Origin of the sequence: Streptomyces sp. NBC_01520, assembly GCF_045040375.1 — a bacterium.
Classification (GTDB): Bacteria; Actinomycetota; Actinomycetes; order Streptomycetales; family Streptomycetaceae; genus Streptomyces.
The window spans coordinates 2,196,791-2,210,532 of the sequence record NZ_CP109404.1 but is presented as its reverse complement, the minus strand read 5'-3'; the positions used below and the strand labels follow the sequence as shown (position 1 = coordinate 2,210,532).

Annotated in this window: 10 protein-coding genes; 1 reads left to right on the top strand and 9 read right to left on the bottom strand. The window is 72.3% G+C overall.

What is annotated here, in order from left to right:
* Positions 1–14 precede the first annotated feature (14 nt).
* Together OG524_RS10035 and OG524_RS10030 are read right to left on the bottom strand one after the other, a co-directional pair.
* A complete protein-coding gene (locus OG524_RS10035; RefSeq protein WP_405391287.1) occupies positions 15–1,328 on the bottom strand; it encodes an NAD(P)/FAD-dependent oxidoreductase in 1,314 nt (437 codons plus the stop codon).
* A gap of 269 nt (positions 1,329–1,597) precedes the next feature.
* On the bottom strand, positions 1,598–2,497 hold the full coding sequence (locus OG524_RS10030; protein ID WP_405391288.1) for a TIGR01777 family oxidoreductase: 900 nt from the start codon (positions 2,495–2,497) through the stop codon (positions 1,598–1,600).
* Between the two features lie 61 nt (positions 2,498–2,558).
* Between OG524_RS10030 and OG524_RS10025 the strand changes: the two genes are divergently transcribed.
* The gene (locus tag OG524_RS10025) at positions 2,559–3,086 is read left to right on the top strand and encodes a GNAT family N-acetyltransferase (protein WP_405391289.1); all 528 of its coding nucleotides are present in this window, start codon (positions 2,559–2,561) and stop codon (positions 3,084–3,086) included.
* A gap of 31 nt (positions 3,087–3,117) precedes the next feature.
* On the opposite strand, the gene OG524_RS10020 is transcribed toward OG524_RS10025, so the two are convergent.
* From OG524_RS10020 to OG524_RS09990, 7 genes are all read right to left on the bottom strand, one after another.
* Positions 3,118–3,639: a DUF4240 domain-containing protein gene (locus OG524_RS10020; RefSeq protein WP_405393250.1), complete on the bottom strand. Its 522-nt coding sequence runs from the start codon at positions 3,637–3,639 to the stop codon at positions 3,118–3,120.
* A gap of 61 nt (positions 3,640–3,700) precedes the next feature.
* A complete protein-coding gene (locus OG524_RS10015) occupies positions 3,701–4,669 on the bottom strand; it encodes a helix-turn-helix transcriptional regulator (protein WP_405391290.1) in 969 nt (322 codons plus the stop codon).
* Positions 4,670–4,742: 73 nt separating this feature from the next.
* On the bottom strand, positions 4,743–7,412 hold the full coding sequence (gene aceE / locus OG524_RS10010; RefSeq protein ID WP_405809885.1) for a pyruvate dehydrogenase (acetyl-transferring), homodimeric type: 2,670 nt from the start codon (positions 7,410–7,412) through the stop codon (positions 4,743–4,745).
* Between the two features lie 376 nt (positions 7,413–7,788).
* Positions 7,789–8,412 carry a GntR family transcriptional regulator gene (locus OG524_RS10005; RefSeq protein ID WP_405809883.1) on the bottom strand — a complete coding sequence of 208 codons (624 nt, stop codon included), beginning with the start codon at positions 8,410–8,412 and terminating at the stop codon, positions 7,789–7,791.
* A gap of 149 nt (positions 8,413–8,561) precedes the next feature.
* Positions 8,562–10,301, bottom strand: coding sequence for a 2-oxoglutarate dehydrogenase, E2 component, dihydrolipoamide succinyltransferase (gene sucB, locus OG524_RS10000; RefSeq protein WP_405809882.1), 1,740 nt, complete (start codon positions 10,299–10,301; stop codon positions 8,562–8,564).
* A 60-nt stretch (positions 10,302–10,361) separates the two neighbouring features.
* Positions 10,362–11,750 carry a dihydrolipoyl dehydrogenase gene (gene lpdA / locus OG524_RS09995; protein WP_405391294.1) on the bottom strand — a complete coding sequence of 463 codons (1,389 nt, stop codon included), beginning with the start codon at positions 11,748–11,750 and terminating at the stop codon, positions 10,362–10,364.
* A gap of 358 nt (positions 11,751–12,108) precedes the next feature.
* The gene (locus OG524_RS09990) at positions 12,109–13,662 is read right to left on the bottom strand and encodes a leucyl aminopeptidase (protein ID WP_405391295.1); all 1,554 of its coding nucleotides are present in this window, start codon (positions 13,660–13,662) and stop codon (positions 12,109–12,111) included.
* Between the last annotated feature and the right edge of the window lie 80 nt (positions 13,663–13,742).

The following is a 13,742-nucleotide window of genomic DNA, read 5'->3' as shown; positions in this document are numbered from 1 at the left end:
GGCCGGCCCGGGCGCTACGCGGCGGCGGGCAGCGCCGTCCCGCCCCCGGGCTCTCTCCGCACCCCCAGGTCCGTGAGGATCGCCGAGGCCGCGCGCCGCCCGGAGTGCAGGGCGCCCTGGACCGTGCTCGTGTCCCGGTGGTCGCCGCACACGTACAGGCCGGCGAGCACCCGGACCGGCCGGCGCAGATCGTGCGGGGGCGGCATCGCGGGCACGGCCTCCGGGTCGTGACGGGCCGCCAGCAGCTCCCAGTCGTGGGTGGGCATGCCGTACAGCGTGGCGAGATGGGCGCGGACCGTGCGGTCGAGGTCCGGCGGCGGGGGGCCGAGCACCGTGGAGGTGACCAGCGTCCGGCCGTGCGGCGCCCGCGAGGGGTCGACCTCGCTCATCACGACGGTGTGCGCCACCGGACCCGACCGGTCCGCGTCCAGCAACAGGCTCGCACCGGTCGACGGGGCCACCGGGGCCGTGTGGTGCAGCACCGTCACCGGGTGGAACACCGGCGTCCGCAGCCCGGGCAGCAGCTCGGCGGCGGCCCCCGCACCGGTGGCCAGCAGCAGGGAACGGCAGCCCAGTTCGCCGTGTTCCTTGGTGCGCACAGAGGTGATGCCGGCGGCCGTGACGTGCACCCCGGTCCGTACGGTGCCGGGCGGCAGCGCCGCCGCCAGCAGCTCGGGCAGCGTCGAGGAACCCCCGGCAGGTACGCAGAGCCGGCCGCGCGCGTAACTGCGCAGTGCGAGGTCGGCGCAGCGGCTCGACGTCGTGAGGTCCGGATCGCTCAACAGGGCGGAGAGCAGCGGGCGCAGGAAGGTGCTGACCGTGCGCGGCGGGATCCCGCGTGCCGACAGGGCCGAGAGCGCCGGCCGGTCGGGCCGGGCCATGATCCGGGCCGTCGGAGTGGTGGCGAGGCGGGCCAGCCACGCGCCCAGCCTGGCCTGTTCGATCGTCCCGCCCAGGAGCGCCCGGGGGGCGCTCGACCGGGAGCGCACGGACCGGAGCGCGCCCCTCGCGCTCCGTACGTCCCCGGCGCGGAACCGGCGGCCCTCGCTGTGCACCAGTACCCCCGGGGCGAAGTCCCGCAGCACCAGCCCTTCGAGACCGGGGGTCGTGCGGAGCTCCGGGTACGCGGAGCTGAGCAAGGGGCCCAGATGGTCGAGCCGGAACCCGTCCGTCTGATGGGTGGCCATCCTGCCGCCGACCTGCGCGGCGGCCTCCAGGACGGTGACGCTCACTCCTGCGCTGATCAGCTGATGGGCCGCTGAAAGGCCGGCTGTCCCGGCCCCGATGATGACCACGTCCGCGTGCTGTGCCGTGTCTGCCGTGAGCACGTGCCCCTCCCCGCGTCGGCTCGACTGGTGGGGAGCTCTTGCCCCCAACAGGCCCCCGGAATGCCGGAGTTCGGGTCGAGGGTAGGTGGATGGCCGATGCAGGCACAGTCGCGCGGACCCCGGGCATCGGTGCACGGGGTCGCACGACACCCGGTGGGACCGTCCCGGGGACGGCGAACGGAACGGCGGCAGGAGGGCCCCAGGGGGCCGGGACGGGACGGCTGACCTGCGCCGCGAAGCGGCACCGCGGCCCCGGAGGGCGGCCGGGCTCAGCGCAGTGCGGCGCGGATGGCCTCGTCGATCCCGGGGAAGGCGAACGAGAAGCCCGAGTCGAGAAGTTGGCCGGGGAGCACCCGCTGGCTGCCCAGGACGTCCTCGGCGAAGTCCCCGAGCGCGATCCGCAGTGCGGGCGCCGGGGCGGTGAACAGGGTCGGGCGGCGCAGCACCCGGCCCATCGCGGCTGTCACCTGGCCGTTGGTGACGGGGGAGGGGCCGGTCAGATTCACCGGACCGGACAGGGACTCCGTGTCCAGGAGGTGCCGCATGGCCGCGATGTGGTCGTGCAGGGCGATGAAGCTCCAGTACTGCCGGCCGTTCCCGAGCCGCCCGCCGAGCCCCGCCCTGAACAGCGGGAACAGGCGACCCCAGGCACCGCCCCGCCGGGCGACGACCAGGCCGGTACGGGTGTGCACCGTGCGGATGCCAGCCTCCTCGGCGGGGGCCGTGGCCTCCTCCCACTCCACGCACACGGACGGCAGGAAGCCCTCGCCGGGCGGCGCGCTCTCGTCGACCGCGCGGTCCCCGGTGTCGCCGTAGTAGCCGATGGCGGATCCGGACAGCAGCACCCTCGGCGGGGTGTCCAGGGAGGCCACCGCCTCGGCGATCGCCGCCGTGCCCAGCACCCGGCTGTCCCGGATCTCCCGCTTGTACGCCTCGGTCCACCGGTGGTCCCCGACCCCGGCACCGGCGAGGTGGACGACGGCGTCGCAGCCGACCAGCCCCGCCACGTCGACGTACTGCCGCTTCGGGTCCCACTCCACCTCGTCGCCCGTGGCGGCAGGGCGGCGCACCAGGCGCACCACCTCGTGCCCGTCGGCGCGCAGCGAGCGCACGAGCGCCGCTCCGATGAGTCCGGTCGATCCGGTGACGGCGATACGGGAGTGCGGCATGGGCCCATCCTGCCCCATGGGCCCCGCGGCACGTGGAACACGGCGTGGCACAGTGGCACGCATGTCCGAGCCGCAGATCCTCTCGCTCCTGCCCGTCCGAACCGCCGCGCAGGCGGACGCGAGCGCGCTCGGGGAGCTCGACCGCGCCACCTGGTCGACGCTGCACGCGGTGCAGCCGAGGCCGCAGCCCCCGTACGAGCCCTTCTTCGACGAGCGGCACCGGCCCGAGGACTTCCTGGTGGCCGAGGCCGTCACCGGTGCGGGGGAGGAGCGCATCGCCGGATACCTCCGGCTGGCCAGGCCGACCCCGCTCGCCTGCAACGCCCACGTACGCCAGATACAGGGCCTCGCCGTGGCCGAGTGGGCGCGGGGCAGCGGCATCGCGCGGGCGCTGCTGCGCGCCTCGTACACCGAGGCACGGCGGCAGGGAGCCGGGCGGCTCACCCTGCGGGTGCTCGGGCACAACGCCCCCGCGCGGGCGCTCTACGCGTCGGAGGGCTTCGCCGTCGAAGGGGTGCTGCCCGGCGAGTTCTTCCTGCACGGACGGTACGTCGACGACGTCCTGATGGGCCGTGCGCTGGCGCCCTGAGACGCCGGGACCGGGGGCCCGAACCGGCCGCTCAGGCCGCCCCGAAGCGGTCCCAGAGCGCGGGGAACCGTTCCGCCAGCGCCGCGTCGTCCTCGAAGGCGAAGGGCGTGCCCTCCGGTTCCGCGGCCTGGGACGGCAGCCCGAGGTCGGGAGCCACCACGCCGGTGAGCTGCTCGTACGCCTCGTCCGCCGCGTATCCGAGCTCCTCGCCGTCCCCGTCGAGCTCGTCGTCGAAGTCCTCCAGCAGCTCGGCGAGGCTGTCCGGATCGTGCATCGCGCCCTCGAAGACCTCCCGGCCCTGCGCGATCAGCCAGCACCGGAAGAAGTCGAACGCGTCGTCGCTCGCCCCGCCGAGCAGCACGGCGGCCGCGCCCCACAGGTCCCAGCGGTAGGCGCGGTTGTAGCGGGCCTCGAAGTGCCTGGCGAAATCCAGCACGGAGTCGGGGTCGAGCCGCACCAGCCGTTCGACGAGCAGGTCGGCGTGGTCCTCGGGGTCGCCCTCGGCGGCCTCGCGGGTGCTGTCGATGATCTCCCAGAACTCCGTCTCGTCCATCACGGGTCCAGCATCTGCCCTGGCGGCAGGCGATGCACGCGGAGACACCGAATTGAAGCCTTCAGCGATACAGGTCGCGCAGGCGTTCGGCGGCATCGATGAAACGTTCGCGCAGGGTGGCGGGCGCGAGGACCTCCAACTCCGGTCCGAGGGCGAGCAGCTGGCCGTACGCGACCTCCTCGGACTCGACCGCCAGGACGACCGTGCGCAGGCCGTCCCCGTCGGGCCCGGCGGCCACCGCCAGCGCCTCCTCGGCGGCGGCCCGGTCCACGGCGTACGGCAGCCGCCGCACACCGGCCCCGGACAGCCGTACGGTCACCTCGGTACGCAGGATCGACCGGGCGAACTGGGCCGCCCGCTCCTCCCAGAAGCCGGGCAGATCGAAGTCCTCGTCCCGGGTGAAGCGGGCCTCCGACACGGTGACCGCGGTGAACCGGTCGATCCGGTACACCCGGAAGTCCTCCCCGGCCCGGGCGCACAGGTACCAGACGCCGGCCTTCAGCACGAGCCCGTACGGGGACAGCTCCCGCTCGACCTCCCGCGTACCGCCGCGGAGGTAGCGGACCAGGACCGGCCGGTCGTCCCAGACGGCCTCCGCGACGGCCGGCAGCAGCTCGGGGGTGGCCGGCTCGTGGAACCAGCCCGGGGCGTCCAGGTGGAAGCGCTGGGCGGCGGTCCTGGAGGCGTCCCGCAGCGAGGGCAGCAGGGCCGCCGAGACCTTCAGCCGGGCCGCCGACGCCGCGTCGTCCAGCCCCATCTCGCGCAGCGCGGAGGGCAGCCCGGACAGGAAGAGCGCCTCGGCCTCGTGGCGGGCCAGCCCGGTCAGCCGGGTCCGGTAACCCCCGACGAGCCGGTACCCGCCGGCCCGGCCCCGGTCCGCGTACACGGGCACCCCCGCCTCGGAGAGCGCCTGGGCGTCCCTGGTCACGGTGCGCTCCGACACCTCCAGCTCCTTCGCCAGCTCGGCGGCGGTCATGGCGGGGCGGGACTGCAGGAGCAGCACCATCTTGATGAGCCGGGCAGCACGCATGGAGCCATTGTGAGGGTGCCGACGACGGCGGGGCAGGTGCCGGACCTGCCCGGCACCCGCCCCGCCGGTCCGACTACAGCCCGTACTTCTCCCGGGCCTCCTTGACCTTCGAGGCCGGGATCTCGCCGCGGCGGGCCAACTGGGCCAGGGAGGCGACCACGACCGACTCCGGGTCGACCCCGAAGTGCCGGCGGGCGGCCTCGCGGGTGTCGGAGAGGCCGAAGCCGTCCGTGCCCAGCGAGGACCAGTCCTGCTCCACCCACTGGCTGATCTGGTCCGGCACCGCGCGCATCCAGTCGCTGACCGCGAGGACCGGGCCCGGCGCGCCGGAGAGCGCCTGCGTCACGTACGGCACCTTCTCCTCGCCGCGGAGCAGCGCCTCGTCGGCCTCCAGCGCGTCACGGCGCAGCTCGCCCCACGAGGTCGCGGACCAGACATCGGCCGTGACCCCCCAGTCGGCGGCCAGGAGTTCCTGGGCCCTGAGCGCCCAGTGGATCGCCGTACCGGAGCCCAGGAGCTGCAGACGCGGCGCGTCCGCCGTGGCGGGCGTGCCCTCCTTGAAGCGGTACAGGCCCTTGACGATGCCCTCCTCGACGCCTTCCGGCATCGCGGGCTGCTGCTTCGGCTCGTTGTAGACCGTCAGGTAGTAGAAGACGTTCTCGGCCTCGGGGCCGTACATCCTGCGCAGACCGTCCTTGACGATCACCGCGATCTCGTACGCGAACGCCGGGTCGTAGTTCAGCGACGCCGGGTTCGTGGACGCGATCAGGTGCGAGTGGCCGTCCGCGTGCTGCAGACCCTCGCCCGTCAGCGTCGTACGGCCCGCCGTGGCACCGACGATGAAGCCCTTGCCGAGCTGGTCGGCGAGCTGCCACATCTGGTCGCCGGTCCGCTGCCAGCCGAACATCGAGTAGAAGATGTAGAACGGGATCATCGTCTCGCCGTGCGTCGCGTACGACGTGGAGGCGGCGATGAAGTCGGCCATGGCACCGGCCTCGGTGATCCCCTCGTTGAGGATCTGGCCGTCCTTGGCCTCCTTGTAGTACATCAGCTGGTCACGGTCGACCGGCTCGTACGTCTGGCCCAGCGGCGAGTAGATGCCGGCCGACGGGAACAGCGACTCCATACCGAAGGTACGGGCCTCGTCCGGGACGATCGGGACCCAGCGCCTGCCGGTCTCCTTGTCCCGCATCAGGTCCTTCACCAGGCGGACGAACGCCATGGTGGTGGCCATCTCCTGCTTGCCGGACCCCTTGTACAGGGCCTTGAAGGCGCGATCCTCCGGCTGCGGCAGGGCCGCGGCGTGCACCCGGCGGGCGGGGGCCGGACCGCCGAGGGCGGCACGGCGCTCCTGGAGGTAGCGGACCTCGGGGGAGTCGGCGCCCGGGTGGCCGTAGGGGACCAGGCCGTCCGCGAAGGCGCTGTCCGGGATCGGGAGGCCGAGCAGCTCGCGCATGCTCTTGAACTCGTCGATCGACAGTTTCTTCATCTGGTGGTTGGCGTTCTTGGACTCGAAGCCCTTGCCGAGCGTGTAGCCCTTGACCGTCTGGGCCAGGATCACGGTCGGCGCGCCCTTGTGCTCCACCGCGGCGCGGTAGGCCGCGTACACCTTGCGGGCCTCGTGGCCGCCGCGGGAGCTGTAGAAACACTCGGCGATCTTGGCGTCGCTCAGCAGTTTCGCCAGCTCGGCGAGCGCGGGCTCGGCGCCGAAGAAGTGCTCGCGGATGTACGCCACGTCTCGGGTCGCGTACGTCTGGAACTGCGCGTCCGGCACCTCGCGGAGGCGGCGGATCAGCGCGCCCGTGGTGTCCAGCTGGAACAGCTCGTCCCAGGCGTTGCCCCAGAGCGTCTTGATGACGTTCCAGCCGGCTCCGCGGAACGCGCCCTCCAGCTCCTGGACCACGCGGAAGTTCGCGCGGACCGGGCCGTCGAGGCGCTGCAGGTTGCAGTTGATGACGAAGGTCAGGTTGTCGAGCTGCTCACGGGCCGCGAGGGCGAGGGCTGCGGTCGACTCGGGCTCGTCCATCTCGCCGTCGCCCAGGAAGGCCCAGACGTGCGAGTTCGACGTGTCCTTGATCCTGCGGTTCTCCAGGTAGCGGTTGAAGCGCGCCTGGTAGATCGCGGAGAGAGGGCCGAGGCCCATCGAGACGGTGGGGAACTCCCACAGCCAGGGCAGCCGCCGCGGGTGCGGGTAGGACGGCAGGCCCGCACCGCCCGACTCCTGGCGGAAGTTGTCGAGCTGCTGCTCGCCGAGGCGGCCGTCGAGGAAGGCACGGGCGTAGATACCGGGGGAGGCATGGCCCTGGATGTAGAGCTGGTCGCCGGAACCGTCCCCCTCCTTGCCGCGGAAGAAGTGGTTGAAGCCGGTCTCGTACAGCCAGGCGGCCGAGGCGAAGGTGGCGATGTGGCCGCCGACGCCGAAGCGGGCACCACGGGTGACCATCGCGGCCGCGTTCCAGCGGTTCCACGCGGTGATCTTCGATTCCATCTCCAGGTCGCCGTCGAAGGCGGGCTCCGCGGAGGTGGGGATGGTGTTGACGTAATCGGTCTCCAGCAGCTTGGGCAGCGCGATACCGGCGCCCTCGGCGTGCTGGAGCGAACGCCGCATCAGATAAGCGGCGCGGTGCGGGCCCGCGGCCTTGGTGACGGCGTCCAGGGAGGCCGCCCATTCGGCGGTCTCCTCGGGGTCGCGGTCCGGGAGCTGGTCGAGCTCGCTCGGAAGCTTTGCTACGGGGTCGGTCATGATCGCCGCCTTCCGGAGTGGGAGGGGGTGGAGAAGGCCCTGGCTGGCAGGACAGGGCGATCGGGCCGGTGGGCCCGCGAGTGAACTGTAAGGCGCCGATCGATGATCGATCAAAGGATGAAAGGCAAAACTTCTCGATATGAAGAAAGTGGCATGGGGTGCCTCGAAGTGGGGCACGGAGTGACGGGACTATTGGGGTGAAACGGGCTCTGAGCTGCACAGTCGAGCGCCTGGTACCGCAGATGGGTGCGTACCTCCGCGAGGCGCACGCCGTCACCCGCACTCCCGCCGCCGCTCCGGCGCACGCCCTCCCGCGCTGGCTCGCGCCTTCGCCGGGCTTATGGCCGAGGGACGTGCCCGGGGCCGCGCCCCGGAGTCACGCCCGGGGCGCGCACCCCAGGACGTGCTCCTTCACCAGCACGGCGATCTGCGGGTCCCGCCGCAGGAACGCCTTGATCAGCGCCTCGTGCTCCTCCGCGTACGACTTCTGCACCGTGCCCAGCCAGCGGATGGACAGGGCCGTGAAGACCTCGATGCCCAGCCCCTCCCAGGTGTGCAGCAGCACGGCGTTCCCCGCCGCCCGCACCATCTCCCGGTGGAAGGCCACGGTGTGCCGCACCTGTGCCTCGCCGTCGGCCAGCCGGTCCGCCTCGTACAGGGCCGCCACGTGCGGGGTCAGCGCCGAGCAGTCCTCGCCCAGTGCCGGGGCCGCCAGCTCCGCGGCGATCTGCTCCAGCCCGGCCCGTACGGGGTAGCTCTCCTCCAGATCGGCCGCCGTCAGATTCCGTACCCGTACGCCCTTGTTGGGCGCCGACTCGATCAGCCGCAGGGTCTCCAGCTCGCGCAGCGCCTCACGCACCGGCGTCTGGCTGACCTCCAGCTCGGTCGCGATGCGCCGCTCGACGATCCGCTCGCCCGGCTTCCAGCGCCCGCTGACGATCCCGTCCACGATGTGCTCGCGGATCTGCTCGCGCAGCGAGTGGACGACGGGCGGGGTCATGACGGGCTCCTTCGGGGCAAACCGGTGCTGCCTGCACCGACGCAGCCGCCAGGGGACGACCGGTGGTGTCTAGACAATACGGCGGCGCCCCCGCCCGGGAGTGTTCCGGACGGGGGCGCCGCTGGTGAGGCTGGTTACAACCGCGGGGCTCAGAGCCCGAGCTCGACCTCGAACTCGCCGGCCTCGAGGATCGCCTTGACCGTCGTCAGGTAGCGGGCGGCGTCCGCGCCGTCCACCAGACGGTGGTCGTAGGAGAGCGAGAGGTACGTCATGTCGCGGACACCGATGACGGTGCCCTCGGCGGTCTCGATGACCGCCGGACGCTTGACGGTGGCACCGATGCCCAGGATGGCCGCCTGGTTCGGCGGCACGATGACGGTGTCGAACAGCGCACCGCGCGAACCGGTGTTGCTGATGGTGAAGGTCGCACCCGACATGTCGTCCGGGGTGAGGCCACCACCGCGGGCCTTGCCGGCCAGCTCGGCCGTCTTCTTCGCGATACCGGCGATGTTCAGGTCGCCCGCACCCTTGATGACCGGGGTCATCAGGCCCTTCTCGGCGTCCACGGCGATGCCGATGTTCTCCGAGTCGAAGTACGTGATGGTGCCTTCGTCCTCGTTGATCCGGGCGTTGACGACCGGGTGGGCCTTCAGCGCCTGGGCCGCCGCCTTCACGAAGAACGGCATCGGGGACAGCTTGACGCCCTCACGGGCGGCGAAGGACTCCTTCGCCTGGTTGCGCAGCTTCATCAGCTTGGTGATGTCGACCTCGAGGACCGAGGTCAGCTGGGCCTGCGAGTGCAGCGCCTTCATCATGTTGTCGCCGATGACCTTGCGCATGCGGGTCATCTTGACCGTCTGACCGCGCAGCGGGGACGCCTCCAGCTTCGGCGCGGCCTTGGCTGCCGGGGCAGCGGCGGCCGGAGCCGGAGCGGCAGCGGCGGCCCTGGCGGCCTCCGCGGCGGCGACGACGTCCTGCTTGCGGATACGGCCACCGACGCCGGTGCCCTTGACCGCGCCCAGGTCGACGCCGTTCTCGGCGGCGAGCTTGCGGACCAGCGGCGTGACGTACGCGCCGTCGTCACCGGAAGGCGCGGCCGGAGCGGCCGGTGCCGGGGCGACGGGTGCCGGGGCGGCGGCCACCGGCGCGGGGGCGGCCGGAGCCGCGACCGGGGCGGCGGGTGCCACCGGCGCGGGAGCCGGGGCAGCCGGTGCCGGAGCAGCAGCGGCCGGAGCCGGAGCGGCCGGAGCCGGAGCGGCCGGAGCCGGAGCGGCGCCCGGAGCACCGATGACGGCGAGCTTGGCGCCGACCTCGGCGGTCTCGTCCTCGGCGACCACGATCTCCAGCAGCACGCCGGAGACCGGGGCGGGGATCTCGGTGTCGACCTTGTCCGTGGAGACCTCGAGCAGGGGCTCGTCCTCCGTGACCTCCTCGCCGACCTCCTTCAGCCAGCGGGTGACGGTGCCCTCGGTGACGCTCTCACCGAGCGCCGGGAGTGTGACATCGGTACCGGCGGCGCCACCGGCCGGGGCCGCGGGAGCCTCGGCAGGAGCGGCGGCGGCAGGGGTCTCGGCGACGGGCGCCGGGGCCTCGGCGGCAGGCGCCGGCGCGGCAGCGGGCTCGGCGGCCGGAGCCGCGGCGGGCGCGCCCGTGCCGTCGTCGATGACGGCCAGCTCGGCGCCGACCTCGACGGTCTCGTCCTCGGCGACCTTGATGGACGCGAGGATGCCCGAGGCGGGGGCGGGGATCTCGGTGTCGACCTTGTCGGTCGAGACCTCGAGCAGCGGCTCGTCGGCCTCGACGTGCTCGCCCTCGGCCTTCAGCCAGCGGGTGACGGTGCCCTCGGTGACGCTCTCGCCGAGCGCCGGAAGGGTTACGGAAACCGACATGGTTTCAGTTGCTCCTTACGAAAGTGCGGAAGTGGTCGGTCGTCGCGCCCGGGACCGGAATCAGTCGTGGGAGTGAAGAGGCTTGCCGGCCAGGGCCAGGTGGGCCTCGCCCATCGCCTCGTTCTGCGTCGGGTGGGCGTGGATGAGCTGCGCGACCTCGGCCGGCAGCGCCTCCCAGTTGTAGATCAGCTGGGCTTCGCCGACCTGCTCGCCCATACGGTCACCGACCATGTGGACGCCGACCACGGCACCGTCCTTGACCTGGACGAGCTTGATCTCGCCGGCGGTCTTCAGGATCTTGCTCTTGCCGTTGCCCGCGAGGTTGTACTTGAGGGCGACGACCTTGTCCGCACCGTAGATCTCCTTGGCCTTGGCCTCGGTGATACCGACGGAGGCGACCTCGGGGTGGCAGTACGTCACCTTCGGCACGCCGTCGTAGTCGATCGGCACGGTCTTGAGGCCGGCCAGCCGCTCCGCCACCAGGATGCCCTCGGCGAAGCCGACGTGGGCGAGCTGGAGGGTCGGGGCGAGGTCGCCCACGGCCGAGATCGTCGGGACGTTGGTCTGCATGTACTCGTCGACGAGGACGTAGCCGCGGTCCATCGCGACGCCGGCCTCCTCGTAGCCCAGGCCCTGCGAGACCGGGCCGCGGCCGATCGCGACCAGCAGCACCTCCGCCTCGAAGGTCTTGCCGTCGGCGAGGGTGACCCGCACACCGTCCTCGGTGTACTCGGCCTTGTCGAAGAAGGTGCCGAGGTTGAACTTGATGCCGCGCTTGCGGAACGCGCGCTCAAGGAGCTTCGAGCTGTTCTCGTCCTCGACCGGGACCAGGTGCTTCAGGCCCTCGACGATCGTGATGTCGGTCCCGAAGGACTTCCACGCCGAGGCGAACTCGACGCCGATGACGCCGCCGCCCAGGACGATCGCGGACTTCGGCACGCGGTCCAGCTTCAGCGCGTGGTCCGAGGAGATGATGCGGTTGCCGTCGATCTCCAGGCCGGGCAGCGACTTCGGCACGGAGCCGGTCGCGAGCACCACGTGGCGGCCCTGGATGCGCTGGCCGCCGACATCCACCGAGGTGGGCGACGAGAGCCGGCCCTCACCCTCGATGTAGTGCACCTTGCGCGAGGCGATGAGTCCCTGCAGACCCTTGTACAGGCCCGAGATCACCTCGTCCTTGTAGGCGTGGACGGCCTCGATGTCGATGCCCTCGAAGGTGGCCTTCACGCCGAACTGACCGGCCTCGCGGGCCTGGTCGGCGATCTCGCCGGCGTGCAGCAGCGCCTTCGTGGGAATGCAGCCGTTGTGCAGGCAGGTGCCGCCGACCTTGCCCTTCTCGATCAGTGCGACGTCCAGGCCCAGCTGCGCTCCGCGCAGTGCCGCGGCGTAACCGCCGCTACCACCGCCGAGGATCACTAGGTCGAAAACGGTGCTGGCGTCGTTCGCCACGTCACGTCCTCCATGCATGTGCGCCGTACGCCGGGCCCCGTCGCTGGGGTGTGACCGGCCGGTCGGCTGGTGTTCGGCCGCTTGCGTTATTCGGCCCTGTGGTGGGGGCCCTGTCCTGCCGAGAACCCATCTTCGCACTTGTTGAGGGCGGGCGGGACGCGGGGCCCCGCTCCGGGTCGGACGGGTGTCCGGCCCGGACGGTTGCCGATGCGTACAAAGTTTCGGAAAAGCAGCCGGTCAGAGCCACTGGGTGGAACACGTACGGCCCCGGACGTATGCCCGGGGCCGTATCCGCTGCGCGCGAACGTCACACGCGGACATCACGCGCGAAAGCCGCACGCGTACGTGGTGCCCGGACTCAGCCCAGGTCGCCGGCGGCCGTGCGCTCCGCCAGCTTGACCAGGGTGCGGACCGCGGATCCGGTGCCGCCCTTGGGCGTGTAGCCGTACGGCGCTCCCTCGTGGAAGGCGGGCCCGGCGATGTCCAGGTGGGCCCAGGCGATGCCCTCGCCCACGAACTCCTGGAGGAAGAGGCCGGCCACCAGGCCGCCGCCCATCCGCTCGCCGATGTTGGCGATGTCGGCGGTCGGGGAGTCCATGCCCTTGCGCAGGTCGGCGGGGAGCGGCATCGGCCAGGACGCCTCGCCGACCTCCTCGGCGATCTCGTGGATGGCGGTACGGAAGGCGTCGTCGTTGGCCATCACGCCGAAGGTGCGGTTGCCGAGGGCGACGACCATCGCGCCCGTCAGGGTCGCCACGTCGACGATCGCGTCGGGGTTCTCCTCGGAGGCGCGGGTCAGCGCGTCGCCGAGGACGAGCCGGCCCTCGGCGTCGGTGTTGAGGACCTCGACGGTCCTGCCGCTGTACATGCGCAGCACGTCACCCGGGCGGGTGGCGTTGCCCGACGGCATGTTCTCGGCGAGGGCCAGCCAGCCGGTGACGTTGACCCGCAGGCCGAGACGGGACGCCGCGACGACAGCCGCGAACACGGCGGCGGCGCCGCTCATGTCGCACTTCATCGTCTCGTTGTGGCCGGCCGGCTTGAGCGAGATGCCGCCCGAGTCGTAGGTGATGCCCTTGCCGACGAGGGCGAGGGTCTTCTCCGCCTTGGGGTGCGTGTAGGCGAGCCGGACGAGGCGCGGGCCGTGCGCCGAACCCTGGCCGACGCCCAGCAGACCGCCGAAGCCGCCCTTGACGAGCGCCTTCTCGTCGAGGACCTGCACCTTGATGCCGTGCTCCTTGCCGGCGGCGGTGACCACGGCGGCGAAGGACTCGGGGTACAGGTCGTTGGGCGGGGTGTTGATCAGGTCGCGGGCCCGGTTGATCTCCTCGGTGACCGCGAGGGCGCGCTCGGCGGCGGCCTTGAACGCCTTGTCGCGCGCCTTGGTGCCGAGCAGGGCGACCTCGGCGAGCGGCAGCTTCGGGCCGCCGGGCTTGGCACCCTTGGGGGCGACCTTGTTCTCGCCGCCCTGGTAGGCGGTGAAGGCGTACGCGCCCAGCAGGGCGCCCTCCGCGATGGCCTCGGCGTCCTCGGCGGACTCCGTCGGCAGGGCGAATCCGGCCTTCTTCGAGCCGGCGAGCGCGCGGGCGGCGCTGCCCGCGGCCCGGCGCAGTGCCTCGGCGTCGTACGTGCCGCCCTTCTTCGGGACCGGGCCGAGCCCGACCGCGAGGACGACCGGGACCTTGAGTCCGGACGGCGCGGGGAGCTTGGTCACCTCGCCCTCGGCACCAGAGGCGCCCAGGGTCTCCAGGACGGTGGCGAGCTTTCCGTCGAACGCCTTGTCCACGGCCTCGGCGCCCGGTGCGACGACCAAGTCCCCGGACTTGGACCCGGCGCCCTTGGCGACGCCGACGACGAGTGCGTCGGCGCGCAGCGTCGCCGCACCGGCAGTGCTGAGAGTGAGAGCAGTCACGGTGGTGAAATCTCGCTTCCGTTGAGTTCTGTGTCGGTCGAGGGGGTGGGCCGACCGTGCCCGGCGCATCGTAGACGCCG

Coding starts and splice junctions, on each gene's coding strand:
- OG524_RS10005 (WP_405809883.1), bottom strand. CDS start 8,412: ATGACCCCGCCCGTCGTCCACTCGCTGCGCGAGCAGATCCGCGAGCAC.
- aceE (WP_405809885.1), bottom strand. CDS start 7,412: ATGACCGACCCCGTAGCAAAGCTTCCGAGCGAGCTCGACCAGCTCCCG.
- OG524_RS10015 (WP_405391290.1), bottom strand. CDS start 4,669: ATGCGTGCTGCCCGGCTCATCAAGATGGTGCTGCTCCTGCAGTCCCGC.
- OG524_RS10030 (WP_405391288.1), bottom strand. CDS start 2,497: ATGCCGCACTCCCGTATCGCCGTCACCGGATCGACCGGACTCATCGGA.
- OG524_RS10025 (WP_405391289.1), top strand. CDS start 2,559: ATGTCCGAGCCGCAGATCCTCTCGCTCCTGCCCGTCCGAACCGCCGCG.
- sucB (WP_405809882.1), bottom strand. CDS start 10,301: ATGTCGGTTTCCGTAACCCTTCCGGCGCTCGGCGAGAGCGTCACCGAG.
- OG524_RS10020 (WP_405393250.1), bottom strand. CDS start 3,639: ATGGACGAGACGGAGTTCTGGGAGATCATCGACAGCACCCGCGAGGCC.